Origin of the sequence: Bacillus sp. GB_SG_008 (assembly GCF_052038115.1) — a bacterium.
Lineage (GTDB): Bacteria > Bacillota > Bacilli > Bacillales > Bacillaceae_G > Bacillus_A > Bacillus_A rhizoplanae.
Window position 1 is genome coordinate 753,669 of the sequence record NZ_JBPZSK010000001.1, and the last position, 26,400, is coordinate 780,068.

The following is a 26,400-nucleotide window of genomic DNA, read 5'->3' on the forward strand; positions in this document are numbered from 1 at the left end:
CGAGAATGAGAAAGTATGGGATTTGGATTGTGCTATTTCTTTTTGTTGCATTTGTAATTGGACAAAGTGTGACAACTGTTTTTGGAAAAGAAGAAACAAAAATTGATCAAAATGAAATATTTGAAACGATTCGAAAAGGATATGAAGCACAATTTTCTATTCGTGGTAAGCGGCTATCAATGGATAAAATGTATGGTACATTATCCCCTTATTTCACAGATAATTTTCTTCAAGTTTTTACCGATGAAAATAGCCAGGATGTAAAACGAAGTGCTCAGTATTTATTGCCTACAAAAGAAGCGCCATTTACTTTTTCATCAAAAACAAAAATTGTATACAATCAAGAGCATGATTTGTTATATGTGTATGAACATGATATAACAAATGATCAATATCAAATTATCACACTGCAAAAAGATGGTAATAAGTGGAAATTGGCGGGGTATCACGAAAATAAACAGCTTTTATCTGAGATTAGACAATCCGAAAAAGAATAAAGTGAAACTCCCATTGATGCGAGCTTACTGTCCGCGAGTAACGTGGGAAAAGGCGACTCATGCAGTCGCCTTTTTATTGTTCTAGTTCTAAAAGTTGTTGTAATTTTTCAATTTGAAAGCCTGCTACAACTTCTCCATCAACGACAACAGTAGGGGTAGAATAGGAATCATAATCATATAGAAGACGATTACGAGCGGCAGCATCTTTTTTGACGTCATATTCTGTAAATGTAATATGATTATGTTTTAAAAATTCTTTTATAATTTGACATGGTGGACAATCTGGCTGTGTATATACATCTACTTTCTTCATGTAAATCCTCCTCTTTAACTCATCTCAATTATAGTCTTGTATGTAAAAAACTTCAATGAAGTGAAGTTTTCATTAACACGGATGCACTTTCTATTGAAGGCTAGATCAATTCTCCTTTGTTTATCTTATCTGCTTTTGAAGAACATGAAGATAACGTTTTTTACACTGTTAAGTGCGGAAGAAAGGGCGTAGAGGTATTTATTTCGGCTTTTTATATGTTTTTTCGACAAATTTTAGTTGAGTTTCTTGCCCATAACCATTATCCTAAGGTGTGTGACATTTTTTCAGTTATGACGGATAGAATGAGTACTGCTGCAAAACCTATTCGTAGGAAGATTAGAGAAAGGGGAGATTTCATGTCTCTGCTCCAAGGAATTTTAACTCGTCTTGTTAGTCTAAAAGAACAAGCTGAAAGCGGCGAAGTAGCACAACGCTATTTTGAAGTGAACGGTGAACGCAAATGTAGCGTGAAATATTTTGATAAAAGCGATATGTACGAGCTAGAAGTGTATCAACAAGGAGAAAAACCACAAGTATATCAATTCGATAATATTGATATGGTTGCAATCGAGATTTACGATATTCTTTCTTGATACATAAAAAGAAGGTGCCTAAGAAGAAAAAGGCACCTTCTTTTTTTATGTAAGATGAATAACATTCGTTCCTTGTCCCTACACTGATAACATATTCTATAAAGTGAAACTCCCATCAATTATTTCCCACCTATCTTCTTCAGATTCTTTACTTATGGTTAGTTGAAGCAACTGGAATCTTACGGGGAGTTATTTTCCGAATATATAATCTTGAGATGGGAATTTTACTGCCCACAAATAGTGGATAAAGAGGTGAGAAAATTGGAAAGAATGCCTGTTGTTGTATGTCCAAAATGTCATAGACAATCAGAAATTACACATGTGTTAACAGCGCAATCTAATCAAAATGTTATTTTCAAATGTCCATTTTGTACATATTCGATCCGGAATATCGAAACGAGTAAAGGATAAGTAAGACATATTTTGTTATTCTGTCCCATACAATGAGAATACGAAAGTCTGTCTATGAGAAGGGACGTGACTGTATGGACGGAAAATATCAATTTTATAATTTATCAGAGCGACATATGAGCTTTGAAACTGTATTCTCACGAATTTGTTACTTTATTCAAAGTGCACCGCGTAATATGTATCGATTGTCAATTGGAACAGATTCACAAGTGCATCAAAATAATACTCGTTTTATTACAGCAATTCATCTGCATCGTGTTGGAAAGGGAGCATGGGGTTGTTTATATCATCAGACAATAAGGGGAAAGCCACCGAGTTTGCGAGAAAAAATCTACTTAGAAACACAGTTTAGCCAAGAGATTGCCTGTTTATTTACGCCTGAGCGAATACAACAGTTGTGGGAGCTTCTTTATCCGTACCGCGAAGAAGGTGCTGAATTCGTTATGGAAATTCATTTGGATATCGGGAAATACGGTTTGACGAGAGAGTTTATTTTAGATATGACAAATAAAATTACAGCGATGGGGTTAACGCCTAAAATTAAGCCAGATGCCTATGCGGCGTTTAGCTATGCAAATCGGTACACGAAATAATTGTTGTATTGAATTTTCAATCTATTAAATAGGGGAAATCTTTTATATAATAAAGAATAAGGACAGTTGAATAAGGAGAGGAGAAAATGAGTAGAGAAATTGATTTAACAAAAGAGGAACAAAACTTATTGCTAGATGTTTTGTTTCGGCAAAATTATGCGAGTGAAATACTTGCCGTTGAACTTTCTGATATCGAAACTGGGAGAAAGAAAACAGACATATCTCATTATAAACAAATCACAAACTTATTTGCTCGTCTGAAAAACGAAGGATATTAAGGCTGCCGAACGGTAGTCTTTTCTTTTGTTTCTATGGTAAAATGAACTGTGGTTATTTATTTTGTATGAGAAACAAAAGGACGAATAATAATATGTAACCGTTGTCATAAACTAAAAATAGAAGTGAGAAAATAAAGAACTACTTGAATGAATTAGTTTTTACAATTAGTTTACAATTGCTACTTGTTAGAATGGGTTAAAGTGGGGGATAACAATATGATTAGTATTCCGAAAGAAGAATTTCAGCAAGTTTTTGTAAAAGACTTAATGATTTCATCTGAAAAAGTAGCACATGTTCAAATTGGAAATAGTTTGGAGCATGCTTTACTTGTTTTGGTGAAATCTGGTTATTCTGCTATTCCAGTACTAGATCCGATGTACAAACTGCATGGATTAGTAAGTACGGCAATGATTTTGGATGGTATTTTAGGACTAGAGCGTATTGAGTTTGAAAAATTAGAGGATATGAAAGTAGAAAGTGTGATGAAAGGTGATGTTCCACGCCTGAAGTTACAAGATTCATTTGCAAAAGCATTAGAGATGACGATTGATCATCCGTTTGTATGTGTTGAAAACGAGGAAGGGTATTTTGAGGGAATTTTAACGCGTCGTGCAATCTTAAAATTACTAAATAAAACGGTAAGACGGTTTAATCGATAATGTTGAAAAAGGCGACTTCAAGTGAAAGAAGAAGTCGCTTTTATCGTTCAGTTGTAACGAAGGAAGGAGAAAACATTGCAAATTGATGATTTTCAAATGATGGTGATCTTAGCACAAGAGTTAAATATGCGAAAAGCTTCTGAGCGCTTATTTGTGTCACAACCAGCGCTTAGTCAAAGACTTCAATCGATGGAAAAACAATGGGGGATGAAATTTTTTATTCGCTCGCAAAAAGGATTAACGATTACACCAGAAGGCGAGAAAGTAGCAAATTATGCCAAAGATATGTTACAGAGAGAAGAAGCAATTAAGAGCGAATTAGCAACATTTCAGACGGAAACATATGGTACTTTAAAGATTGCTGTGGCCTCTGTTATTGGCCAATACTGGTTACCGCCAGTTTTAAAGATATTTGTACAAAGGTATCCATTTGTGAAAATTTCTCTTTTTACAGGCTGGAGTAGTGAGGTGCAAAATCATTTTTACGAAGGTGATGTTCACGTTGCAATTTTGCGAGGGACGCAAGAATATAAAGGATATAAAAAGCAATTATTTGAAGATGAGCTGTATTTAGTTGATACGGAGATTAAGGATATTTCCATGTTAAAAGACACTAATAGACCATTTATTCAATTTAAAAGTGATTCGACATATTATGGACAAATACAGAACTGGTGGTATGGTTTATTTTCTAATCCGCCTAAACGTACAATTGTTGTCGATCAAATTGAAACGTGTAAGCAGCTTGTTTTAAACGGTATTGGTTATGCACTTTTGCCCTCTACTGTTTTAAAAGAAGTAAAGGAAAAAACATATAAAACTCCAGTGCAACTGACGAGAGAAACATGGCTATTAACAAGTGAATCGGCTAGACAGTTAAAACAAGTGCAGGCATTTTTAGAAATTATTGAAGAAATTCAAGAGGAAAAATAAGATTATTATCTTGCGAGGAGCCTTTTCGTTTGGTAGAGTAACATTATAAATGGATTTAGGAGGCAACAAGCATGAAAATGATGGATGCAAACGAGATTATTTCGTTTATTCAAAAAAGCGAGAAGAAAACTCCTGTAAAGGTATACATAAAAGGGGATTTAAAAGAAATTACATTCCCAGAAACAGTACAAGCATTTGTAAATAAAAAATCAGGTGTATTATTTGGAGAATGGTCTGACATTAAGGCAATTCTTGATGAAAATAAAAAGCGTGTTGAAGATTATGTTGTAGAAAATGATCGTCGTAACTCTGCAATTCCAATGCTTGACTTAAAAGGTATTAAAGCACGTATTGAACCAGGTGCAATTATTCGCGATCATGTTGAAATTGGTGATAATGCAGTTATTATGATGAATGCAACAATCAACATTGGTGCCGTAATTGGTGAAGGTTCAATGATTGATATGAATGCAGTGCTTGGTGGACGTGCAACAGTAGGTAAAAACTGTCACGTTGGAGCTGGAGCAGTACTTGCAGGCGTTATCGAGCCACCTTCTGCAAAACCGGTTATTGTTGAAGACGATGTTGTAATTGGTGCAAATGTAGTTGTTTTAGAAGGCGTTACAGTAGGTAAAGGTGCAGTTGTTGCGGCGGGTGCAGTTGTAACAGAAGATGTACCGCCATACACAGTTGTTGCTGGAACACCAGCACGTGTTATTAAAGAAATTGACGAGAAAACAAAAGCGAAAACAGAAATTAAACAAGAGCTTCGTCAACTGAATCCAGAAAAATAAAAAAGAAAGCGTAAGGGCTTGCAAGCTCTTACGCTTTTTATCAATGGTGGTGAAAAAATGATGATAAATAAATTTATACAGATGCGCAGAGATTTGCATCAAATTCCAGAGCTTGGTTTTCAAGAATGGAAAACACAGCAATATATTTTAAATTATATAAGCACTCTTCCAAGTGAATATATAGAAGTAAAAACGTGGAAAACGGGTGTCATTGTAAAAGTGCATGGTCGAAATCCTGAAAAAACAATTGGCTACCGTGCTGATATTGACGGGCTTCCGATTACGGAGGAGACAGGTTATGATTTTGCTTCATTACATGAAGGTATGATGCACGCATGTGGACACGATATTCATACAACAATCGGTCTTGGATTATTAACAGCTTTTGTTACAGAGCGAATTGACGATCATCTTGTTTTTATTTTCCAACCAGCTGAGGAAGGACCGGGGGGTGCCCTTCCGTTATTACAAAGTGAAGAATTTCAAGCATGGAAACCGGATATGATTCTTGGGCTTCATATTGCACCTGAATATCCAGTCGGGTCGATTGCAACAAAAGAGGGATTGCTTTTTGCAAATACATCGGAGTTATACATTGATTTGAAAGGGAAGGGTGGGCATGCAGCATATCCACATACAGCTAACGATATGATTGTTGCGGCAAGCCACCTTGTCACACAGCTGCAATCTGTTATTAGTCGAAATGTAAATCCGTTAGATAGCGCAGTTATTACAATTGGAAAAATTACTGGTGGAACAGTACAAAATATTATTGCAGAAAAAGCTCGTTTAGAAGGGACGATTCGTACATTATCTGTTGAATCTATGAAACGAGTAAAGGAACGTATTGAAGCAATCGTTGCAGGAATTGAAGCGTCTTTTCAATGTACAGCTCATATTGATTATGGAGCGATGTATCACCAAGTATATAATCATGAAACGTTAACACAGGAATTTATGAAATTTACGGCCGAACATACAGATATGAATGTTATCACCTGCACAGAAGCAATGACAGGAGAAGATTTTGGGTACATGCTTCGCGATATTCCAGGTTTTATGTTTTGGCTCGGTGTAGAATCTGAATATGGTCTACATCATGCAAAATTACAGCCGAATGAATCGGTAATTGAAAAAGCGATTACTTTTTTAACAACATACGTAAAATGGAAAGGGAACAGAGCTTGAGGCTTGTTCCCTTTTTACATAAGAAAAATTTTATGGTCTATCGTGCATTTTTTTTGTAATTCTAGCACAATACTTTATAATGGTAGGTAGAGGAAAAAGTTATTAGTTAGTTATTTTGTAATAATTATTAAATAATATTGACTAAAAACTATTTCTTCTTATATAATACAAGAGTAGATAACATATAATTAAAAATTTAACGGAGGTTGATACATATGGCAGAACGTATGGTAGCAAAACAGGCTCCACGCTTTGAGATGGACGCTGTTATGCCAAACAAAGAATTTGGTAAAGTAAGTCTTGAAGAGGTTATGAAACAAGATAAATGGACAGTGCTTTTCTTCTATCCAATGGACTTCACTTTCGTATGTCCAACAGAAATCATCGCACTTTCTGAGCGCTATGATGAGTTTGAAGACTTAGATGCAGAAGTAATTGGTGTATCAACTGACACAATTCATACTCATTTAGCATGGATTAACACTGATCGTACGAAAAACGGTTTAGGTGAATTGAAATACCCATTAGCTGCTGATACAAATCATGTAGTATCTCGTGACTATGGCGTATTACTTGAAGAAGAAGGTATCGCACTTCGCGGTCTATTCATCATTAGCCCAGAAGGCGAATTAATGTATCAAGTTGTACATCATAATAACATTGGACGTGAAGTTGACGAAGTAATCCGTGTTCTTCAAGCTCTTCAAACTGGTGGACTTTGCCCAGCAAACTGGAAACCAGGTCAAGCAACTTTAAACGTTTAATTTTTTGACTGAGTGAAAAAAGGTCTAACAAATCGTTGTTAGGCCTTTCTCTACATATATAAGGAGGAAATGTTATGAAGTTACGTGAACCAATGCCTTCCTTAGAAGGAGCAACAGCTGTACTAAATGGAGAAGTAGTAAGGGAAGCACTAATTGGCGATAAACCAACATTGATTCATTTCTGGTCTGTTAGTTGTCATTTATGCAAAGAAGCGATGCCGAGCATTAACGAATTCCGCGATGACTATAAAAATAAATTAAATGTAATTGCTGTGCATATGCCGCGTTCAGAAGAAGATTTAGATCTTGAAAAAGTGAAAGAAGTGGCAGAGGAGCACGGCATTGTACAGCCGATTTTAGTAGACAATAAGCATACGATTACAGATTCCTTTGAAAATCAATATGTGCCAGCATATTATGTGTTCGATAAAAATGGTGTGCTGCGTCATTTCCAAGCTGGTGGTAGTGGCATGCAAATGCTAACAAAACGAGTAAATCGTGTTCTTGATGAGGCTGAAAAAGCAGCTGAATAATGGAAAACCTCCCTCGTGATAGGGAGGTTTTTAGTTTACATTTCACATAAGAAATGTGTAAAATCAATGTGTTACATAGAGAAAAAAGGTAGGGGATAGCGTGCAAATCGGAAGTACTATACTATGTTTCTTTTTATATACATATGTAATCGTAGCTGCAATATATTTTGGTGTTAGTTTCTATACATATTGTTTAGCAAAAAAAGAAAGCTATGCGAACACATATGAGTGGGTGAGAGTGTATGTATCACCTGTTGCAGAAATTATGAATGCGTTTGTACTATTCTTATTTGTTGGGTTAATTGCTTTTTCCACGAGCTTAGTTGGAAATAAAACGACTTTATTTATCCTTGGTGCCATTATTTTTATGTTATTAGGAATTCGAATTTGTAATATGGTATTTTGGAATAATGGTCTAGTTGAGGGATATACTAGCATCGGCATTCCGGGTTTGATAGCTGCAATTGTTACAAATATAGAAAATGAGTATAATCAGCTTCATTTTTGGTTAATTATTGTTCTAACAATTGTATCGCTTTTATATATAAGTGCGACTTTTTTAACGTATTGCGCATATAAACGAGAAGACAGGCAAGCGGTATTACTTTTTCGAAAGTGGGCTTTATTTTGGAGTGTTCCGACGATGTTTGTCATAGGGGCAATTGCTATTATTGTGAACGGATATGAACTAGTAGGATGGCAAAAGATGTTTGAAATATGGTGGGTATTTATTGTTTCTTTTGTTGGTTTTTTAGGAGCTACTCATTATTTATTTCATCAGCAGCACTATCAATTTGCATTATTATTTGCTTTTATACAGTTACTATTTGCTTTTTTTGGACAAGAAACTTTAGTGTTTGTATTTCAGACGTTCAGTTCATTTGGAAACATATTTATCTTCGGTATGTTAATATGTATGCTTGCGTTCTATTTACAACAATTTTTCTATATTCAAAAACAGAAATAAGAGTGAGGAGGAATTTATTGTAATGTTTATCCCGTATTAACGTGCAGTAAGCCCCCCACCTCAAGATTCAGAGAGAGGCGAGAAAGATAGGTGAGGATAACTGCTGGCATGTGCCCGATTGGTTCAACTAATCATCAGTGAGGAGTGAAAAAAACTGACTGATGGAAGTTTCAATTTACAAAATATGCTACAATGATAATTGATCCTAATCAAAAGGCAGTAAAGCCTTTACATCCAGTTTTTGAAGAGACAAAGAATTGATAAGAGAATAACTGCTCATAAGAGCTTGATTCGTTCAACTAACCATCACTGGAGGGATGAAAAAACCACTGATGGAAGTTTCGCTTTATACGATTCAATATTATTGGAGGAATTTGTGTGAGTACGAAGGAAAAAGAGTTTGCTGTTATTGGTCTCGGCCGATTTGGCGGCAGCATTTGCCGGGAATTAGCGCAGCTAGGAATGGAAGTTATGGCAATTGATATGGATGAAGATCGTGTAAATGAATTTGCAAATATTGCATCCCATGCTGTAATTGCCGATTCTACAGATGAAATGGTATTAAAAAGTCTAGGAATCCGTAATTTTGATCATGTTGTGGTAGCGATTGGGGATAATCTTAATGCAAGTATTTTAACGACTCTTATTTTAAAAGAATTAGGCGTGAAAAATATTACTGTGAAAGCGCAAAACGATTACCATGAAAAAGTTTTAACTAAAATCGGCGCTGACCATATTGTTCATCCTGAGCGTGATATGGGGAAACGAATTGCGAATAATATTGCTTCAAGTAGTGTCTTAGACTATTTAGAACTCTCAGATGAACATAGCATCGTTGAGATTATTGCGAATGAAAAGATTGACGGCCATTCGTTAATTGAATTAGATATTCGTGCGAAGTTTGGATTAAACATTGTGGCAATTAAACGTGGAAAGGAAGTTCTCGTTTCACCACGTGCGACAGAAAATATTCAAATTGGAGATATTTTGATAGTCATTGGTCATGATAATGATGTGGATCGATTCGAAATATTTTTAGCGAAATAATAAAAAGGACAATGCCAATATAGCTGCATTGTCCTTTTTATTTAAATTTCCATAATGATTGGTAAAATCATTGGACGGCGTTTCGTTTTTTCGTATAAGAATGGAGCCAATGTATCTGTAATTTCATTCTTGATCTCAGACCATTGTGTCGTTTTGCGTTCCATTACTTTTTCTAAATGATTTGTAATTAATGTCTGTGCATCGTTGATTAAATCGCTGCTTTCGCGCATATAAACGAACCCACGAGAAATGATATCTGGTCCGGCTGCCACTTTGAATTCCTTCATATCGATGCTAACAACAACGATAACAAGTCCTTCTTCCGAAAGAATACGGCGGTCGCGAAGTACAATATTACCGATATCACCAATGCCGTTTCCATCAATATAAACAGAACCAGAAGGAATCTTTCCTGCGATTGTTGCTTCATCTTCACGAAGCGCAAGTACATCGCCGTTATCAATTATGAAGCAATTTTCTTCTGGAATGCCACAATCATTTGCTAATTTTGCATGCATACGTTGCATACGGTATTCACCGTGAATTGGCATGAAATATTTTGGTTTAATGAGACGCAGCATTAGCTTCTGTTCTTCTTGTCCACCGTGTCCGCTTGTATGAATGTCAGTCAATGGTCCGTGAATTACATCAGCACCTGCTCGATATAACATGTTAATTGTACGGCTTACACTTACTGTGTTCCCAGGTATTGGAGAAGACGAGAATACAACAGTATCACCAGGAATAATTTGAATTTGACGGTGTGTACCGTTAGCGATGCGAGATAATGCAGCCATTGGTTCACCTTGACTTCCAGTACATAAAATCACAACTCGATTTGCTGGTATGCGATTTAGTTGTGATGGTTCAATAATTGTATCTTTTGGACAGCGAATATAGCCAAGATTTTGTCCGATTTCCATTGCTGCTTCCATGCTTCGACCAAAAACAGCAATCTTTCGATTGTTTGCTACTGCAGCTTCTACAACTTGTTGCAGTCGATGAATATTAGAAGCAAATGTTGCGAATATAATGCGTCCTTCTACTTTACGGAAAATATCCTGGATGCTGTCACCTACGCGTCGTTCAGACATCGTAAAGTGAGGGACTTCGCTATTCGTGCTATCAGATAGTAAGCAAAGGACACCTTCTTTTCCGATTTCAGCCATCTTTGTTAAATTTGCCGGCTCACCAACCGGTGTGAAATCAAATTTGAAATCTCCCGTATGAACAACCTGTCCTTGTGGTGTTTTTACAACAATACCGTATGAATCAGGAATGCTGTGCGTTGTGCGGAAGAAGGAAACGGATGTTTTTTTGAATTTAATCACATCGTCTTCTTTAATTTCATACAATTGTGCTTTTCGCAGTAATCCGTGCTCTTCTAATTTGTTTTTAATTAGTCCGAGCGCTAGTTTTCCACCGTAAATTGGAATATTTACTTGGCGCAATAAATAAGGGATTCCACCGATATGATCTTCGTGACCATGCGTAATAAAGAGTCCTTTAATTTTTTCTTCGTTACGTACGAGATACGTGTAGTCAGGGATGACATAATCAATCCCAAGAAGTTCGTCTTCTGGGAATTTAATCCCAGCGTCAATAATAATAATTTCATCTTGAAATTGAACAGCATATGTATTTTTGCCGATTTCACCGAGTCCGCCAAGCGCGAAAACAGCAGTTTGATCATTTTTTAAGAATTTCATAAATTAAACGTTCTCCGCTAATTTGAAATTTGCATATTGCTTTTCATATTCAAGATGAGCACCAGTAACAGACTGGATAAACTCAATATTATATGCGAACTTGTGTAATTTTGTGCGAACTTCTCTTTCAGACTCAGCTTCTAGATATAGCACCTTAGTATTTTCACGTACAGGTACTTCTAGCATTTTTTCTTGATAAAACACTTTAAAAATCATTAAAACAATCTCTCCTTGTCTATGTTTTAGGCTATCTTTTACCTATTATAAAGCAAACGGTTATGATTTTCATGTTTTTTCGAATAAGAATGAAGAAAAAAGCCCGAAAGGGGCACGATTTAAGCAATTGTTTTTTTACGAAGCAAATCGTTCCAATATACTTTTAACTTTTTCTTCAGTTTCTTTAGCACGATTGTCCCTTCCTTTCCTAGCTCAAAACATGCAAATAATCTTATTGGGATGTGCAATAAGAATTAAGTTTCAAAAAATGAACTACTTATAAGAAAATATTTCGTTCAACTTATAGTATGAGATAGAATAGAAAAGAAAATTCATGTGTTGAACCGTAGTACTGTTTTTATTTCAGTATATGCCTGGTTAGGCAGGAAGGTTAGATGAGAAGCGCTTTATTCATCAATATGTTATACTTTTTTAGTATTTAAAAAGATATTCAGATCATAAAGCGATACGTTTGAATCGATGAAGTAGAAAGGGTTATGGAAATGAACGATAAAATTGTCTTTTTTGATATTGACGGAACATTGTTAGATCATAACAAGGAAATACCACAATCTACAAAAGAAGCTGTACGTCGCCTTCAAGAAAATGGGGTACATGTAGCAATTGCGACAGGACGTGCACCATTTATGTTTGAAGATATTCGTCAAGAGCTAAATATTCATAATTACGTAAGTTTCAATGGGCAGTATGTTGTATTTGAAGATGAAGTTATATATAAAAATCCTTTACATCCAGAGGCATTACATGCCTTCACAAAGTTTTCAGAAGAGGCAAGCTATCCTCTTGTTTATTTAGATCATAAAGATATGAAAGCAACGGTGGCATCACATCATTATGTAACAGAAAGCTTTGCTAGTCTTCGCATGAGCCATCCTGTGTTTGAACCTAGTTTTTATGAAAAGCGTGACATTTATCAAACGCTTTTATTTTGCAGGGCAGGAGAAGAAGAAAAGTTTATCAGCGACTATCCGCAATTTCATTTTATTCGCTGGCATGCGTATTCCATGGATATTATTCCAATGGGAGGATCGAAAGCGAACGGAATTGAAAAATTTATTGAAAAGCTTGGATTCACTCGAGAACAAGTTTATGCATTTGGGGACGGGTTAAATGATTTAGAAATGATTGAAACCGTAGGGACAGGAATTGCTATGGGAAATGGACATGAAGATTTGAAGAAACTTGCGAATTATGTAACGAAAGATGTTGCAGAAGATGGTATTCTGCATGGATTGCAGTGGGCAGGATTATTATAAAGGACTGGTATGAAAACTATTCCATTTAAAAATTAGTCTGTTTTCATTAACTTCAGTGAAAACAGACTAATTTTTTATCCCGCTATTAGCGGGCAGTAAAGGTCCTCACTGATAGAAGTTTCATTTTATCTTTCTAAAGGTGTTGCATTTTCTGGAATGATAAATGGATTGTCTTTATTAATATGGTCATAAAACATAACGCCGTTTAAGTGATCAATTTCATGCTGGAAAACAATTGCTGGTAAACCTTTTAAACGTAGTTTCACGTCTTCACCGTCTATTGTTGTTCCTTTTACAGTAATGCGAGTATAACGAGGCACATAACCAGGAATTTCGCGATCCACTGACAGACAACCTTCGCCACCTGGTAAGTATGTACGTTCTACAGAATGACTGATAATTTTCGGGTTAAACAAAGCGTAGCTATATAATGTCCCATCTCTATCCGTTACATGAACAGCAATCATTCTTTTAGAAACACCGATTTGAGGCGCTGCTAAACCAATTCCAGGACGTAAATTATATTTTTCAACCATTTCGGGGTTTTGACTGTTAATAACAAATTCAATCATCTTTCGTAATATATGTGCATCTTCTTTGCTTGCTGGCAAAGCTATCTCTTCAGCAACTGTTCGTAGAATAGGATCTCCTTCACGAATCACATCATTCATTGTAAGCATATGCAATCTCTCCTTTCATATTTAGTCTACCAAAGGTTATGAAAAAAGTCATGATAAAGAACAAGGCCAAACAGCCTTGTTCTTTTATGGTTGTTTCATTTTACATTAACGGATGCAAGCAGCACCGACGATAATTAAAAGAATAAACAATACAACGATTAAAGCAAAGCCGCTTCCAAATCCGCCGCAACCACCATATCCCCCATATCCCCCATATCCATACGTAGGATATGGGCAAGCTGTTGGGTAATAACATTGAGTGTATCCGTACATGGTTTGACCTCCTTTATACATGGTTTGACCTCCTTTACCATTTCCGCGAATGCTGCGGTTAGTATAATGTATGGAAGAAAGAAGAAAAATGTTATAGTCATTTGCCTAAAAGGAGGTAGATGCTGCATATTTTTACTAGCATAGGACAAAAAATAAGAGTGAAGTAAATCGTTTACATATTATTCTATGATCAAAATATGTGTGAAAAGGGAATAATATAACAGGAGGTTTTTGTTCACTAATACAGATAGTATTTTGGAAACTTGTATTTGTTAAGAAAATCCCGTTAATTTTCGAAAAAAATTTCGAAATCAAAGTGATTGACATGGTGATTAGAATAGTTGTAAACTAAAAAACGTGATCAAGATTGTATTAATTTGTTTAAATGAAAACATTAGTACAGATTGTTAGGTGCACAAATTATTCAATAACTGATGAATGGTGCGTCAGTTTTCGCGCTTATGCTTTCATTTTAGCGAAGTGCTAGTGAAAGCGTTTAAGAATATGGTTCAAGAGAGGAAGAGGTGAACGGAATGGGTACTAAAACAAAAAAGGCCCTATTTAATGTTGATGAGCAAATGAAAGCTATCGCAGCTCAATTTGAAACATTACAAATTTTAAATGAAAAAGGCGAAGTTGTGAATGAAGCAGCTATGCCAGAATTAACTGATGATCGATTAAAAGAATTAATGCGTCGTATGGTGTATACTCGCGTATTAGATCAACGTTCTATTTCTTTAAACCGTCAAGGTCGCTTAGGTTTCTATGCGCCAACAGCTGGACAAGAGGCTTCTCAATTAGCAAGTCATTTTGCTCTTGAAAAAGAAGATTTCATCTTACCGGGGTATCGTGATGTTCCACAATTAGTATGGCACGGTCTACCATTATACCAAGCATTCTTATTCTCTCGCGGACATTTCATGGGTAACCAAATGCCTGCAGATGTAAATGCACTTGCTCCACAAATTATTATCGGTGCGCAAATCATCCAAACTGCTGGTGTTGCGTTAGGTATGAAATTACGTGGTAAAAAGTCTGTTGCAATTACTTACACTGGTGACGGCGGAGCGTCTCAAGGTGACTTCTACGAAGGTATGAACTTTGCGGGTGCATTTAAAGCTCCAGCAATCTTCGTTGTTCAAAACAACCGTTATGCAATCTCTACTCCAGTAGAAAAACAATCTGCAGCAAAAACTGTAGCACAAAAAGCAGTTGCAGCAGGTATTTACGGAATTCAAGTAGACGGTATGGACCCATTAGCTGTATACGCAGCAACTGCTTTTGCTCGTGAGCGTGCAGTAAACGGTGAAGGCCCTACTTTAATCGAGACTTTAACATTCCGTTACGGTCCACATACAATGGCTGGTGATGACCCAACTCGTTACCGTACAAAAGATATCGAAAACGAATGGGAACAAAAAGATCCAATCGTACGTTTCCGTGCGTTCTTAGAAAACAAAGGCATCTGGTCTCAAGAAGAAGAAGAAAAAGTAATCGAACAGGCTAAAGAAGATATTAAAGAAGCGATTGCTAAAGCAGACCAAGCTCCAAAACAAAAAGTTACTGATTTAATGGAAATCATGTACGAAACAATGCCTTACAACTTAGCTGAACAATATGAAATTTACAAAGAAAAGGAGTCGAAGTAAGCCATGGCTCAAATGACAATGATTCAAGCAATCACTGATGCTTTACGCGTTGAAATGAAAAATGACCCTAACGTACTTGTGTTTGGTGAAGACGTTGGTGTAAACGGCGGTGTATTCCGTGCTACTGAAGGGTTGCAAGCTGAATTCGGTGAAGACCGTGTAATGGATACTCCACTTGCAGAGTCTGGTATCGGCGGACTTGCAGTTGGTTTAGCACTTGAAGGCTTCCGTCCAGTTCCTGAAATTCAATTCTTCGGTTTCGTTTTCGAAGTAATGGATTCTATTTCTGGTCAAATGGCTCGTATGCGTTACCGTTCTGGTGGACGTTGGACTGCTCCAATTACAGTTCGTTCTCCATTCGGTGGCGGTGTTCATACGCCAGAATTACACGCTGATAGCTTAGAGGGATTAGTGGCACAACAACCAGGTTTAAAAGTTGTAATTCCATCTACTCCATACGATGCGAAAGGTCTTTTAATCTCTGCAATTCGTGATAACGATCCAGTTATTTACTTAGAGCACATGAAATTATACCGTTCTTTCCGTCAAGAAGTACCAGAAGGTGAATACACAATTGACCTTGGTAAAGCTGATGTAAAACGTGAAGGTACAGATGTATCTGTTATCGCATACGGTGCAATGGTACATGCTGCATTAAAGGCTGCTGAAGAACTAGAAAAAGAAGGTATCTCTTTAGAGGTTGTTGACTTACGTACAGTTCAACCATTAGATATCGAAACAATTATTGCTTCTGTTGAAAAAACAGGTCGCGTTGTTGTAGTTCAAGAAGCTCAAAAACAAGCTGGTATTGCAGCTAACGTTGTAGCGGAAATCAATGACCGTGCAATCTTAAACTTGGAAGCTCCAGTTGTACGTGTTGCAGCTGCTGATACAGTATTCCCATTCTCTCAAGCAGAGAGCGTATGGTTACCAAACCATAAAGATATTGTTGAAGCTGTTAATAAAGTAATGAACTTCTAATTTTAATTTTACTTTTATGTGCAAAAGAAATCAGCACATGCTGATTTCTTTTGCGATACTTAACAATAATGATATGAATCAGGGGGCTGAATTCCGTGGCATTTGAATTTAAATTACCAGATATTGGTGAAGGTATCCACGAAGGTGAAATCGTAAAATGGTTTATTAAACCAGGCGATGAAGTAAACGAAGATGATGTACTTCTTGAAGTACAAAATGATAAAGCAGTTGTAGAAATTCCTTCTCCAGTTAAAGGTAAAGTACTTGACATTCTTGTAGAAGAAGGTACAGTAGCAGTAGTAGGAGATGTTCTTGTTAAATTTGACGCTCCTGGTTATGAAAACCTTAAGTTTAAAGGTGACGATCATGACGAAGCTCCAAAAGCTGAAGAAGTAAAAGAAGAAGCTCCAGCAGCGGCAGCTACTCCAGCAACAACTGCAGAAGTAGTTAACGAGCGCGTAATTGCTATGCCATCTGTTCGTAAATATGCACGCGAAAAAGGTGTAGACATTCGTCTAGTAGCTGGTACTGGTAAAAACGGCCGTGTTGTAACAGCTGACATCGATGCATTTGCAAATGGTGGACAAGTAGTAGCAGCAACTGAAGCTCCAGTAGCGGCAGAAGCTCCAGCAGCAGCTGCAAAAGAAGAAGCTCCAAAAGCACAACCAATTCCAGCTGGTGAATATCCAGAAACTCGTGAGAAAATGAGCGGTATCCGTAAAGCAATTGCAAAAGCAATGGTTAACTCTAAACATACAGCTCCTCACGTAACATTAATGGACGAAGTAGATGTAACAGAGCTTGTTGCTCACCGTAAGAAGTTCAAAGCTGTTGCAGCTGAAAAAGGTATTAAATTAACTTACCTTCCATACGTTGTAAAAGCATTAACATCTGCATTACGTGAATACCCAATGATGAACACTTCTTTAGACGATGCATCTTCAGAAATCGTTCATAAACATTACTTCAACATCGGTATCGCAGCTGATACAGACAAAGGTCTATTAGTACCAGTTGTTAAAGATACAGATCGCAAATCTATCTTCACAATCTCTAACGAGATCAATGAACTTGCTGGTAAAGCCCGTGATGGTCGCTTAGCTCCAGCTGAAATGAAAGGTGCTTCTTGCACAATTACAAACATTGGTTCTGCAGGTGGACAATGGTTCACTCCAGTTATTAATCACCCAGAAGTAGCAATCCTTGGTATTGGCCGTATTGCTGAGAAACCAGTTGTGAAAAACGGTGAAATCGTTGCAGCTCCAGTATTAGCATTATCTTTAAGCTTTGACCATCGCTTAATCGACGGCGCAACTGCTCAGAAAGCATTAAACCAAATTAAACGTCTATTAAACGACCCACAATTATTAGTAATGGAGGCGTAATAAACAATGGTAGTAGGAGATTTCCCAATTGAATTAGATACAGTCGTTGTTGGTGCAGGTCCTGGTGGATATGTTGCAGCAATTCGTGCAGCACAATTAGGACAAAAAGTAGCTATTATTGAAAAAGCTAACCTTGGTGGTGTATGCTTAAACGTTGGATGTATTCCTTCTAAAGCATTAATTAATGCAGGTCATCGTTATGAGAATGCAAAACATTCTGATGACATGGGTATTATTGCAGAAAACGTAACAGTTGACTTCACAAAAGTTCAAGAATGGAAAAACGGCGTAGTTAAGAAATTAACTGGCGGTGTAGAAGGCCTTCTAAAAGGTAACAAAGTTGAAATCATTCGCGGTGAAGCTTACTTCGTAGATGCAAACACATTACGCGTAATGACTGAAGATGCAGCTCAAACGTATACGTTTAAAAATGCTGTTCTTGCAACAGGTTCTACACCAATTGAAATTCCTGGATTTAAATATTCTAAACGTGTTATCAACTCTACAGGCGCATTAAGCTTACCTGAAATTCCGAAGAAACTTGTTGTAATCGGCGGCGGTTACATCGGTATGGAATTAGGAACTGCATATGCTAACTTCGGTACAGAAGTTACTGTAGTAGAAGCTGGCGATGAAATCTTAGCTGGTTTCGAAAAAGCAATGAGCACAGTTGTTAAACGCGCTCTTCAGAAAAAAGGTAACGTAACAATCCATACAAAAGCTATGGCTAAAGGCGTTGAAGAAACTGAAAACGGCGTAAAAGTTAGCTTCGAAGTTAAAGGCGAAGTACAAACTGTAGAAGCAGATTACGTATTAGTAACTGTAGGTCGTCGTCCAAACACTCAAGAAATCGGTCTTGAGCAAGTTGGAGTTAAAATGACTGATCGCGGTCTAATCGAAATCGATGAGCAATGCCGTACAAACGTACCAAATATCTATGCAATTGGTGATATCGTTCCTGGACCACCATTAGCTCACAAAGCTTCTTACGAAGGTAAAGTAGCTGTTGAAGCAATTAGCGGTCACGCAGCGGCAATCGATTACATCGGAATTCCGGCAGTATGCTTCACTGATCCAGAATTAGCATCTGTTGGTTACACTAAGAAACAAGCTGAAGAAGCTGGAATGAGCGTAGCAGTGTCTAAATTCCCATTCGCTGCAAACGGTCGTGCATTATCATTAAACAGCACAGACGGTTTCGTACAACTTGTAACACGTAAAGAAGATGGTCTTCTTGTAGGTGCACAAGTTGCAGGCGCAGGCGCTTCTGATATTATTTCTGAGATTGGTTTAGCTATCGAAGCTGGAATGACAGCTGAAGATATCGCTCAAACAATCCACGCTCACCCAACATTAGGTGAAATCACAATGGAAGCAGCTGAAGTTGCTCTTGGAATGCCAATTCACATTGTAAAATAATATAAGATAAATAAAACAACCGTCTTCTAGTATCTAGGAGGCGGTTGTTTTATTTAGAAAAAATGAGCCTAAATCTAATTTCAGATTTAGGCACTAACACTCTTTTTAATTTCCCCTTTAGTTTTTCAAAATGGCTTTAATAAGTACTTTGTAATTGTATCATGCCTCTTTTTACTCAATAAATTGGATAATAATGTAGAATTAAAGAAATTTCAGTATAAAAATAAGAGGTGACTTAAAGTCCCTCTTATTTCTTATGTGTTTTATCCCGCATTAACGGGCAGTAAGACCCACCTAAAAATTCAGAGAGAAGCGAGGAAGATAGGTGGGAGATAACTGCCCGTAAAAGCCTGATTGGTTTAACTAACCATGAGCAGAAAACGTATTGATGGAAGTTTTGTTTTATTTCAGTTCTGTATATACTGTTAGTTACATATGATAGTTCGTTTAAAAAAGTAAACACACCTTACTTATCCTCGTTTTTAGGATAGTTAAAGTGTGTTTCTTTATATTATGTAATGATTTCTTATGGCGCCCATATATTGTAATAAAATAGGACGTGCGAAAGGAGGCAATGCCATGAGAATAACATTGGTTTCATTCCTCCATTTCATCATATGGAGCGGATTTTCAATTGTATTATTATTATCAGACCGTGATAAGCTGCATTACAAAGTGTTGCTCTTTTTTGTATTTTTTTATTTAGCTTATATTATTGCCAATATTATGTTGCACTCTAGAAAAGAGGCGTTTTTTTTCACTGTTGTAAATAGCGTGCTCTTTTTTATGAGTAAGCTATTATTTTTTACTGGTTAACGTTTATAAAAGTACATTGTTCTTCCATTAAAAAGCTGTAATTCCCCTTCTAATTTTTTTGCTAAAAATCTACAAAATTCATTAGCTTTTCCTTTATCCCCAAATGTTGCAGAAGGCGGTAATGTAATTTGCACAAAAGATTGTTCGTTTTCTATACCTATTCCTACATAAATGGAATGGTAGCGTTCATGATTAGACTTTAGATAGAGAGTTGTGTCAGATGTATCAACCATTTCGTATGGAAAGGCAGTACTTGAGTATGTAAAGCCGATTTGTTGGCCTGTTTGGGCTGTAATCGTTTTATAATAATGAAAGAGTTGTTTTACATCGTCTAATGAGATAGATTGCTGTTTTGACTTTGGGACAAGTTTAATGAATGCATCCTGCATAATAAGCCTCCTAATGACATAATATATCACTATTTTAACATTGTTGTAAATTTTTTGACAATTAAAAAGGGATATCTCCTTTTTTGTTTAATATATACAATATGGAAAAACCAAGAAGAAAGGAGAGCGAGAGACGATGTTTGAAAAATTATATGATGAACATGAAAAAGCAAAAGTCCGTTTTCTTGGTTTCATGACAAATGAGACTCGGTATGATTTTGGTGTAGTGTATACGACTATGTTTTTTGGTAAACCGCTTGTCGTTTGTATGCAAACTGGTCGAGCAACTCTCCTTGGACAGGATGATATTGAGGATGTGCAACATTTACAAGCTGTCTTTAAATTAAAAACGAGTGAAGAAGCAACAGATCTTGCAGAGTTTTTTAAGTTTCTGCTACCACCTACATCCGTGCATGCTGAATATGAGGAATAATTGTTAAAAAGCAGTCGTAATTATAAAATATACGGCTGCTTTTTAATTGTAAATGTTTCATACTAATAAAATTAAAAAATAATTAATGTGTCATACTTAAAAACTATTGACGAAAAAAGTATAACATATTAAAATAAAGACAGAAAGTTAAGCGGTTACAAAAAGGTCTTGGGGATTACAATAATAGGGGGAAATTTAAAATGGGAACTATCGTATGTCAAGTTTGTGAGAGCACAATTGCACATTTTGAGGATGAAAAAGTAACGGTATTATACGGAAAATGTAGCTCTAAATGCGATTGTGAGCATAAAGAGCATACTAAAGCCCAATAAATAAGGAAGCGCCTGCATATGCAGGCGTTTTTTAGTGAATTGAAGTTGTATGACCAACTGTTGCAATAATGGCATCATCTCGAATTGGAATGAGTTCAAGTTGTGTTTGTATTTTCTTCTCAGAAGCAAATCGACTCATCATACGGCTATCTATACGTGTTAGAGAGTCTGTTAAGTATGCTGATAAAAAAGCGAAAGGAATACGTCGTTGATTGAGCAAATCTATAATTTGATTTTCTGTTTTTACACCGACTCCATGCCCATAAAAAAAGAAATTTCCTAAGTAAATTGCATTCTCTCCTTGCCATTCAATTGTTGCCGGGTTTACTTGTGGGTTTTTAAAATAAACAAGGTCACCAGGAACGATTTCTCCTCCGGTTTTTGTAATTAGTTTCAAATCCTTATCATAGTCCCATGTATATAAAAGCAAGTTTGCAAATAAGCGATTAAACGTTTCTTCATCGTATAGAGCTAATAGTGACTTATAGAAGATAATAATCATCGCAGTTGCACATTCTGTTCCGTATTTTTTACCATTTACAAAAATATCACGAATTGCGAAAGAGGGTAACATATTAGGGCGAAGTTGAAAGCCTCCTAAATGAGTGCGTTCCCAAAATTCAGGATTACAGTAAGATTGCCCAAATGTACGGAATTGTAATCCGCTCTGAAACAACTCTAAAGCGGAAGTAATAATATGAACACGTATATTTATATCAAAATTTAACTCTTGTAATGATTGAAAATTATATACTTCTTGATTTCCTGTCATGATTTCTAAAATTTGTTGTTTTTCCGAAAAGAAGGGGTCGTTTTCATTCTTTATATATGGATGTACAATGGAACGGCCAATTACAATCATAAGATCCCACCTATATATTTACATTCTTTTTATTTGGAATTAACGGATAGTGAGATTTTAGCCCAAAAATTAAGAAGAAATAAAGAAGAGTGCTACTGAGACGTGTCTAATCCCTCAAACTACCACCGATGAAAGTTTTGAGAAATTCAAGAGGAAAACCTAAGATCCCGATTGGTTCAACTAATCATCAGTAAAAAACAAACTAATGGAAGTTTCACCTTATATCGTATGAATAGGCGAGTAAAGGGTGCATAAGAAAAATACTGTGAAAATAAAGAGGTATATAATTGTAAAGAAAAAATCCCACTTCAAAGATATGAAGTGGGAAGGGCGTTATTCGCTAATTGGCTTATATTCTTTAATGACACGCAATGTTTGTAATGTCATATCTTCAGGTCCTTGCACTGGTAATCCTGCTGCTAAATTTTTTTGAATATAGTCTAAGTTTTCTTGTGTAATAATTTCACCAGGTGTAAAAATTGGAATGCCTGGTGGATAGACCATAACGAAATCTGCTATAATGCGGCCGGCCGCTTCTGCAAAAGGAACAACTTCTGTTTCAGAATAAAAGGCATCACGCGGAGATAGCGCAAGTACAGGAATTGCTGGAATTTCGACTTGTACTTGTACGCCTTTTTCTGCCATATGTTTAAATGTAGTTGACAAATCGTGTAGAGCGTGTACCAATAGATTTGTTTCTTCTTCTGTATCTCCAAGTGTAACAAGGCACAAGATATTATATAAATCAGAAAGCTCTACCTCTATATTATACTGCTCTCTTAACCATAGCTCGGCATCGTGTCCTGTAATTCCTAATTCTTTTACAGAAATGATGAGTTTTGTTGGATCATAATTAAAAGTTGCATCTGTTCCTAGTAATTCTTTACCAGGGCAATATAGATGTTCAATATCATTTACTTGTTTTCGAACTGTTTCTGCTAATTGAATTGTTTTCGTAATAATCTCTCGTCCTTCTGTTGCAAGACGTTTTCTTGCGACATCCAGCGAAGCTAGTAAAATGTAAGACGTTGAAGTTGTTGTAAGCATACTAATAATAGATTGAACATGCTTCACATTTACAAGCCCCTCTTTTACATTCAAAATGGAGCTTTGTGTTAATGAGCCGCCTAATTTATGAACACTTGTTGCGGCCATATCGGCACCAGCTTGCATTGCTGACATCGGTAGTTCATCATGAAAATGAATATGAACACCATGAGCTTCGTCCACTAAAACAGGTATATTATAGGAATGAACTAAGTCGACAATTTGTTGCAGGTCTGCTGCAAAACCAAAATATGTTGGATTAATGACAAGTAATCCTTTTGCATCAGGATGTTCTTCAAGTGCTTTTTTTACAGAAGGAATAGTAATTCCATGTGAAATTCCTAATGTTGGATCAATTTCTGGATGAATAAAAATCGGCTTTGCACCTGAAAAAATAATCGCTGACATAACAGATTTATGAACGTTACGTGGTACAAGAATTTTATCCCCAGGACCACAAACACTCATCACCATTGTCATAATTGCTCCACTTGTTCCTTGTACAGAAAAAAATGTATGATCAGCACCGAATGCTTTTGCTGCTAAATCTTGCGCTTGTTTAATCATACCTTTTGGGTGATGTAAATCATCGAGCGGTGCAATATTAATTAAATCAATTGATAATGCATTATGCCCAATAAATTCGCGGAATTCAGGATCCATTCCTTGACCTTTTTTATGGCCTGGGATATGGAATTGGATTGGATTGCGCTTGCTGTGCTCTATTAAAGCAGTAAACAATGGTGTTTCGTATTGGGACAACTTATACACCCCTTCTTCATTATTATTAATATTTATTAGTTTTGTTTTATGTTTATCCTGTTTCACTAAACAATAGTAGAGAGAAGGTCTACGCTACTAATTGAATGATCACTTTATGTTCTACAAACCAAAAGCATTATATCACCTATATTGGAAGATGTATAGAAAAATAATAATGGTAATTATCATTTTTTTTTACGCAGGAAGGTCAATGCGTAAAAAATAAGAAATAGTGTATAATGCAAAGAGTGGGACAAGTAAGATCGAAATGGAATAAATGAGGTGTTATCATGGAATATCAATATCCAATTGATTATGATTGGTCAACGGAAGAAATGGTTGCAGTAATTAAATTTTATGAAGCAATTGAGCAAGCTTATGAGAAAGGGTTGAAGAGAGAAAATCTTATGAGTTTGTATCGCCATTTTAAAGAGATTGTACCAGGGAAAGCAGAAGAAAAGAAAATCGACAAAGAATTTCAAGAAGTGAGTGGTTATTCCATTTATCGAACAATTCAAAAGGCGAAAAATTTAGAAGAAGAAGATATCGTGAAAATGTAAAAAAATTTTGAAAAATAGAACATGAAGTGTTATAATGGGATAACAACAAAAAACGGACAATACATGTATTGTCCGTTTTACTTTATCGATTACAAATTTTATATAAAGGAAGGAGTGAGTGTAACGTCGCTTCGATTTTTTTGATAAATTGTTCATCAGTAAGATTTGTAAACTCTTCTGGAGACATATGAACTCCTACTAATAACTCTGCTTTTTTTACGGTAGATAGCCGCTCGATCATTTTCTGTAACTCTTCTAATTGAAGGGTATCATGTGATTTTACCTCAGGCTTAGTATGGTCAATGGACCAAACGAAATCATTTGGTATATTTGCTTTTAAATCATTTAAATGTTTTAAAAAGGCATGAGCCGTTTCCATTTTTTGTGGGCACTCATAAATTAAACCAAAGTATATAAAAGCATGTGTACCCCATAATCCAATTTGAAAATGTGGCAACATTTTATATCCGCGTTTATTTGTTGAAAATGCAACCCAAGTATCGTTTGGTGGATTGACTTTACGACGTGCGTGTTTTGCTACATGATAGAAAAAGGATTCACCAGTTTCTTTCGTTAAGAAATGAGCAAATTGTTCGCCGAGAGCCTCTAACTTCGGATGAATATTCATTTTAATTGCAGTCATTCTTTCTTCCAGACCATCCACAGAGAATACTGTAAAATCTTTTTCTTTGAAAATTTTTGATGTCATGGTTGTTCCCCCAACTCCTAGTTTGTTTCTATTCTAGCATAGCTTGTACAATTCATAAAAAAGATGCTTATAAAAAAATTTCAGATAAAAATACAAATTAGTTGCATAGATGATTTATCCCACATAATATAGTATAAAACAAAAAATCAGAAAATTAAGTAAATTTTCCGATTGAGGGCAAACGAATATTGGGAGGAGGCAAACGAATATGAGACAGGTAATTAATGCGTTAAAAAGAACAGATGCGGAGAAGAGAATTCCGGTGTTACGTTTAGAGTTAGATTATGAATTAGCAACTCTATATGATGCGATGATGGAAAATGATGATATGAAAAAAGAAGAATGTATGAAAAAATTAGAAGTGTTAAGACTTGAAATGATTCGGTTAGAAGCGTAATAATAGTGTATGTATAAAAATTTAGTTGGTGCGAACCTTATAAAGGGTTCGTTTTTTCTGTGAACTGTACAGATCGGAGTGTTTAAATATGCAAGAGGTGTGGAAAGAAATTGATGCGTACGCAAAACAATGGATAAAAGAGGCTGGACAGCACCTGGTTTCATCATTGAAGCAATCTCTTATTATCGAAACGAAGTCAAATGCCTCGGATTTAGTAACGAATATGGATCGGGAAATTGAACAGTTTTTTATTGGGAAAATTAAAGATACCTTTCCGGAACATTATATTCTTGGAGAAGAAGGATATGGAGATGAGTTAGCTTCATCAGATGGGATTGTGTGGTTAATTGATCCGATTGATGGTACGATGAATTTTGTTCATCAAAAGCGAAATTTTGCAATTTCAATCGGCATCTATGAGAACGGTATCGGAAAAATTGGTCTCGTATATGATCCAGTTCATGATGAGTTATATCATGCGCAAAAGGGTGCAGGAGCATTTTGTAATGATATAGAAATTCCGTTGTTACAGCCGAGTCAAGTATCCTTAGGAGTTATTGCTGTAAATGCAACGTGGCTTACTGATAATCCTCGTCTTGATATGAGAAAGATGGCACAGCTTGTAAAAGAGGCAAGAGGAACACGTTCGTATGGTTGTGCAGCACTTGAAATGGTATATGTAGCGACAGGAAGATTGGATGCGTATGTGACGCCTCGGTTATCTCCATGGGATTTCGGCGGAGGAATGATTATTGTAGAAGAGGTTGGAGGCAAAGTAACGACCTTTAATGGCGATCCACTTCGAATTATTGAGAAGAGCAGCGTTCTCGTTGCAAGACCAGGTGTATATGAAGAGGTATTGCAATATGTACAATAAGAGTATAAAATCCATAGAAAAAACAAAAAAGTAAGAGGCATAGAAAATCGCTTCTT

32 protein-coding genes and 1 pseudogene are annotated in these 26,400 nt (G+C 36.2%); 24 read left to right on the forward strand and 9 right to left on the reverse strand.

Annotated features, from left to right (window positions below; all coding sequences use genetic code 11):
• The first annotated feature begins 5 nt into the window (after positions 1 to 5).
• The gene (locus ACTDJC_RS03870) at positions 6 to 497 is read left to right on the forward strand and encodes a DUF3993 domain-containing protein (RefSeq protein ID WP_440602701.1); all 492 of its coding nucleotides are present in this window, start codon (positions 6 to 8) and stop codon (positions 495 to 497) included.
• A gap of 73 nt (positions 498 to 570) precedes the next feature.
• Here the strand turns inward: ACTDJC_RS03870 and ACTDJC_RS03875 are convergent, their stop codons facing one another.
• Entirely contained in the window at positions 571 to 810 is a 240-nt protein-coding gene (locus ACTDJC_RS03875) for a glutaredoxin domain-containing protein (protein WP_098305711.1), read from the reverse strand.
• Positions 811 to 1,166: 356 nt separating this feature from the next.
• Between ACTDJC_RS03875 and ACTDJC_RS03880 the strand changes: the two genes are divergently transcribed.
• The 12 genes from ACTDJC_RS03880 to ACTDJC_RS03935 all read left to right on the forward strand — a co-directional run bounded on the left by ACTDJC_RS03880 (position 1,167) and on the right by ACTDJC_RS03935 (position 9,571).
• Positions 1,167 to 1,403, forward strand: coding sequence for a YkuJ family protein (locus ACTDJC_RS03880; protein WP_020059327.1), 237 nt, complete (start codon positions 1,167 to 1,169; stop codon positions 1,401 to 1,403).
• Positions 1,404 to 1,664: 261 nt separating this feature from the next.
• Positions 1,665 to 1,814, forward strand: a complete 150-nt coding sequence (locus ACTDJC_RS03885) for a hypothetical protein (RefSeq protein ID WP_253630282.1) — start codon at positions 1,665 to 1,667, stop codon at positions 1,812 to 1,814.
• A gap of 74 nt (positions 1,815 to 1,888) precedes the next feature.
• A complete protein-coding gene (locus tag ACTDJC_RS03890) occupies positions 1,889 to 2,407 on the forward strand; it encodes a ribonuclease H-like YkuK family protein (protein WP_440602702.1) in 519 nt (172 codons plus the stop codon).
• An 86-nt stretch (positions 2,408 to 2,493) separates the two neighbouring features.
• Positions 2,494 to 2,685 (forward strand): antirepressor AbbA, encoded by a 192-nt coding sequence (gene abbA / locus ACTDJC_RS03895; RefSeq protein ID WP_154710660.1) that lies wholly within the window; start codon positions 2,494 to 2,496, stop codon positions 2,683 to 2,685.
• A 216-nt stretch (positions 2,686 to 2,901) separates the two neighbouring features.
• Positions 2,902 to 3,345 (forward strand): cyclic-di-AMP-binding protein CbpB, encoded by a 444-nt coding sequence (cbpB, locus tag ACTDJC_RS03900; RefSeq protein ID WP_429708971.1) that lies wholly within the window; start codon positions 2,902 to 2,904, stop codon positions 3,343 to 3,345.
• A gap of 75 nt (positions 3,346 to 3,420) precedes the next feature.
• Positions 3,421 to 4,278: a LysR family transcriptional regulator gene (locus ACTDJC_RS03905; protein ID WP_253630279.1), complete on the forward strand. Its 858-nt coding sequence runs from the start codon at positions 3,421 to 3,423 to the stop codon at positions 4,276 to 4,278.
• Positions 4,279 to 4,349: 71 nt separating this feature from the next.
• Entirely contained in the window at positions 4,350 to 5,072 is a 723-nt protein-coding gene (gene dapD, locus ACTDJC_RS03910) for a 2,3,4,5-tetrahydropyridine-2,6-dicarboxylate N-acetyltransferase (RefSeq protein ID WP_440602703.1), read from the forward strand.
• A gap of 57 nt (positions 5,073 to 5,129) precedes the next feature.
• Positions 5,130 to 6,260, forward strand: a complete 1,131-nt coding sequence (locus ACTDJC_RS03915; RefSeq protein ID WP_253630277.1) for an N-acetyldiaminopimelate deacetylase — start codon at positions 5,130 to 5,132, stop codon at positions 6,258 to 6,260.
• A gap of 215 nt (positions 6,261 to 6,475) precedes the next feature.
• Positions 6,476 to 7,024 (forward strand): peroxiredoxin, encoded by a 549-nt coding sequence (locus ACTDJC_RS03920; RefSeq protein ID WP_098305695.1) that lies wholly within the window; start codon positions 6,476 to 6,478, stop codon positions 7,022 to 7,024.
• 74 nt (positions 7,025 to 7,098) lie between these two features.
• Positions 7,099 to 7,557 carry a TlpA disulfide reductase family protein gene (locus tag ACTDJC_RS03925; protein ID WP_098305693.1) on the forward strand — a complete coding sequence of 153 codons (459 nt, stop codon included), beginning with the start codon at positions 7,099 to 7,101 and terminating at the stop codon, positions 7,555 to 7,557.
• 100 nt (positions 7,558 to 7,657) lie between these two features.
• Complete coding sequence (locus ACTDJC_RS03930; protein ID WP_098305691.1) at positions 7,658 to 8,524, forward strand: cytochrome C oxidase assembly protein; 867 nt, start codon at positions 7,658 to 7,660, stop codon at positions 8,522 to 8,524.
• A gap of 378 nt (positions 8,525 to 8,902) precedes the next feature.
• On the forward strand, positions 8,903 to 9,571 hold the full coding sequence (locus ACTDJC_RS03935; RefSeq protein WP_098305689.1) for a potassium channel family protein: 669 nt from the start codon (positions 8,903 to 8,905) through the stop codon (positions 9,569 to 9,571).
• Between the two features lie 41 nt (positions 9,572 to 9,612).
• Here ACTDJC_RS03935 and rnjA read toward each other — a convergent pair whose 3' ends face one another.
• Together rnjA and ACTDJC_RS03945 are read right to left on the reverse strand one after the other, a co-directional pair.
• On the reverse strand, positions 9,613 to 11,280 hold the full coding sequence (gene rnjA / locus ACTDJC_RS03940; protein ID WP_098305687.1) for a ribonuclease J1: 1,668 nt from the start codon (positions 11,278 to 11,280) through the stop codon (positions 9,613 to 9,615).
• 3 nt (positions 11,281 to 11,283) lie between these two features.
• A complete protein-coding gene (locus tag ACTDJC_RS03945) occupies positions 11,284 to 11,496 on the reverse strand; it encodes a DNA-dependent RNA polymerase subunit epsilon (RefSeq protein WP_098305685.1) in 213 nt (70 codons plus the stop codon).
• Between the two features lie 503 nt (positions 11,497 to 11,999).
• On the opposite strand from ACTDJC_RS03945, the gene ACTDJC_RS03950 reads away from it, so the two are divergent.
• Positions 12,000 to 12,773, forward strand: coding sequence for a Cof-type HAD-IIB family hydrolase (locus tag ACTDJC_RS03950; protein ID WP_098305683.1), 774 nt, complete (start codon positions 12,000 to 12,002; stop codon positions 12,771 to 12,773).
• Between the two features lie 125 nt (positions 12,774 to 12,898).
• Here ACTDJC_RS03950 and def read toward each other — a convergent pair whose 3' ends face one another.
• Together def and ACTDJC_RS03960 are read right to left on the reverse strand one after the other, a co-directional pair.
• A complete protein-coding gene (def, locus tag ACTDJC_RS03955) occupies positions 12,899 to 13,453 on the reverse strand; it encodes a peptide deformylase (protein ID WP_098305681.1) in 555 nt (184 codons plus the stop codon).
• Between the two features lie 105 nt (positions 13,454 to 13,558).
• Positions 13,559 to 13,669 (reverse strand): annotated as a pseudogene (locus tag ACTDJC_RS03960) (YjcZ family sporulation protein); the annotation flags it as partial.
• 590 nt (positions 13,670 to 14,259) lie between these two features.
• Here ACTDJC_RS03960 and pdhA point away from each other — a divergent pair.
• The 5 genes from pdhA (at position 14,260) to ACTDJC_RS03985 (ending at position 19,976) form a co-directional block, all read left to right on the forward strand.
• Positions 14,260 to 15,375 (forward strand): pyruvate dehydrogenase E1 component subunit alpha, encoded by a 1,116-nt coding sequence (gene pdhA / locus ACTDJC_RS03965; protein ID WP_253630274.1) that lies wholly within the window; start codon positions 14,260 to 14,262, stop codon positions 15,373 to 15,375.
• A 3-nt stretch (positions 15,376 to 15,378) separates the two neighbouring features.
• Positions 15,379 to 16,356 carry a pyruvate dehydrogenase complex E1 component subunit beta gene (pdhB, locus tag ACTDJC_RS03970; protein ID WP_253630273.1) on the forward strand — a complete coding sequence of 326 codons (978 nt, stop codon included), beginning with the start codon at positions 15,379 to 15,381 and terminating at the stop codon, positions 16,354 to 16,356.
• 95 nt (positions 16,357 to 16,451) lie between these two features.
• Positions 16,452 to 17,741, forward strand: coding sequence for a dihydrolipoamide acetyltransferase family protein (locus ACTDJC_RS03975; protein WP_440602704.1), 1,290 nt, complete (start codon positions 16,452 to 16,454; stop codon positions 17,739 to 17,741).
• A gap of 6 nt (positions 17,742 to 17,747) precedes the next feature.
• Positions 17,748 to 19,160: a dihydrolipoyl dehydrogenase gene (lpdA, locus tag ACTDJC_RS03980; protein WP_440602705.1), complete on the forward strand. Its 1,413-nt coding sequence runs from the start codon at positions 17,748 to 17,750 to the stop codon at positions 19,158 to 19,160.
• Between the two features lie 579 nt (positions 19,161 to 19,739).
• Positions 19,740 to 19,976 carry a hypothetical protein gene (locus tag ACTDJC_RS03985; RefSeq protein ID WP_098305671.1) on the forward strand — a complete coding sequence of 79 codons (237 nt, stop codon included), beginning with the start codon at positions 19,740 to 19,742 and terminating at the stop codon, positions 19,974 to 19,976.
• Here the strand turns inward: ACTDJC_RS03985 and ACTDJC_RS03990 are convergent.
• Positions 19,973 to 20,365 (reverse strand): DUF1885 family protein, encoded by a 393-nt coding sequence (locus tag ACTDJC_RS03990; RefSeq protein ID WP_230573368.1) that lies wholly within the window; start codon positions 20,363 to 20,365, stop codon positions 19,973 to 19,975. The two genes, ACTDJC_RS03985 and ACTDJC_RS03990, sit on opposite strands and share 4 nt — an antisense overlap.
• A gap of 136 nt (positions 20,366 to 20,501) precedes the next feature.
• Here ACTDJC_RS03990 and ACTDJC_RS03995 point away from each other — a divergent pair, with 136 nt between their 5' ends.
• Together ACTDJC_RS03995 and ACTDJC_RS04000 are read left to right on the forward strand one after the other, a co-directional pair.
• On the forward strand, positions 20,502 to 20,798 hold the full coding sequence (locus ACTDJC_RS03995) for a DUF3055 domain-containing protein (protein WP_429719422.1): 297 nt from the start codon (positions 20,502 to 20,504) through the stop codon (positions 20,796 to 20,798).
• 200 nt (positions 20,799 to 20,998) lie between these two features.
• Positions 20,999 to 21,130, forward strand: coding sequence for a GapA-binding peptide SR1P (locus tag ACTDJC_RS04000; RefSeq protein WP_098305665.1), 132 nt, complete (start codon positions 20,999 to 21,001; stop codon positions 21,128 to 21,130).
• Positions 21,131 to 21,161: 31 nt separating this feature from the next.
• Here the strand turns inward: ACTDJC_RS04000 and ACTDJC_RS04005 are convergent, their stop codons facing one another.
• Together ACTDJC_RS04005 and ACTDJC_RS04010 are read right to left on the reverse strand one after the other, a co-directional pair.
• Entirely contained in the window at positions 21,162 to 21,992 is an 831-nt protein-coding gene (locus ACTDJC_RS04005) for a protein-glutamine gamma-glutamyltransferase (protein ID WP_098305663.1), read from the reverse strand.
• Positions 21,993 to 22,325: 333 nt separating this feature from the next.
• The gene (locus ACTDJC_RS04010) at positions 22,326 to 23,810 is read right to left on the reverse strand and encodes an aminotransferase class I/II-fold pyridoxal phosphate-dependent enzyme (RefSeq protein ID WP_098305661.1); all 1,485 of its coding nucleotides are present in this window, start codon (positions 23,808 to 23,810) and stop codon (positions 22,326 to 22,328) included.
• 281 nt (positions 23,811 to 24,091) lie between these two features.
• On the opposite strand from ACTDJC_RS04010, the gene ACTDJC_RS04015 reads away from it, so the two are divergent.
• Positions 24,092 to 24,361 carry a UPF0223 family protein gene (locus tag ACTDJC_RS04015; protein ID WP_098305659.1) on the forward strand — a complete coding sequence of 90 codons (270 nt, stop codon included), beginning with the start codon at positions 24,092 to 24,094 and terminating at the stop codon, positions 24,359 to 24,361.
• A gap of 82 nt (positions 24,362 to 24,443) precedes the next feature.
• Here the strand turns inward: ACTDJC_RS04015 and ACTDJC_RS04020 are convergent, their stop codons facing one another.
• Positions 24,444 to 25,070 carry a YktB family protein gene (locus ACTDJC_RS04020; protein WP_253630266.1) on the reverse strand — a complete coding sequence of 209 codons (627 nt, stop codon included), beginning with the start codon at positions 25,068 to 25,070 and terminating at the stop codon, positions 24,444 to 24,446.
• Positions 25,071 to 25,278: 208 nt separating this feature from the next.
• On the opposite strand from ACTDJC_RS04020, the gene ACTDJC_RS04025 reads away from it, so the two are divergent.
• Complete coding sequence (locus tag ACTDJC_RS04025; protein WP_035429204.1) at positions 25,279 to 25,467, forward strand: hypothetical protein; 189 nt, start codon at positions 25,279 to 25,281, stop codon at positions 25,465 to 25,467.
• Between the two features lie 88 nt (positions 25,468 to 25,555).
• Positions 25,556 to 26,344 (forward strand): inositol monophosphatase family protein, encoded by a 789-nt coding sequence (locus ACTDJC_RS04030; RefSeq protein WP_098305655.1) that lies wholly within the window; start codon positions 25,556 to 25,558, stop codon positions 26,342 to 26,344.
• Positions 26,345 to 26,400: the final 56 nt, after the last annotated feature.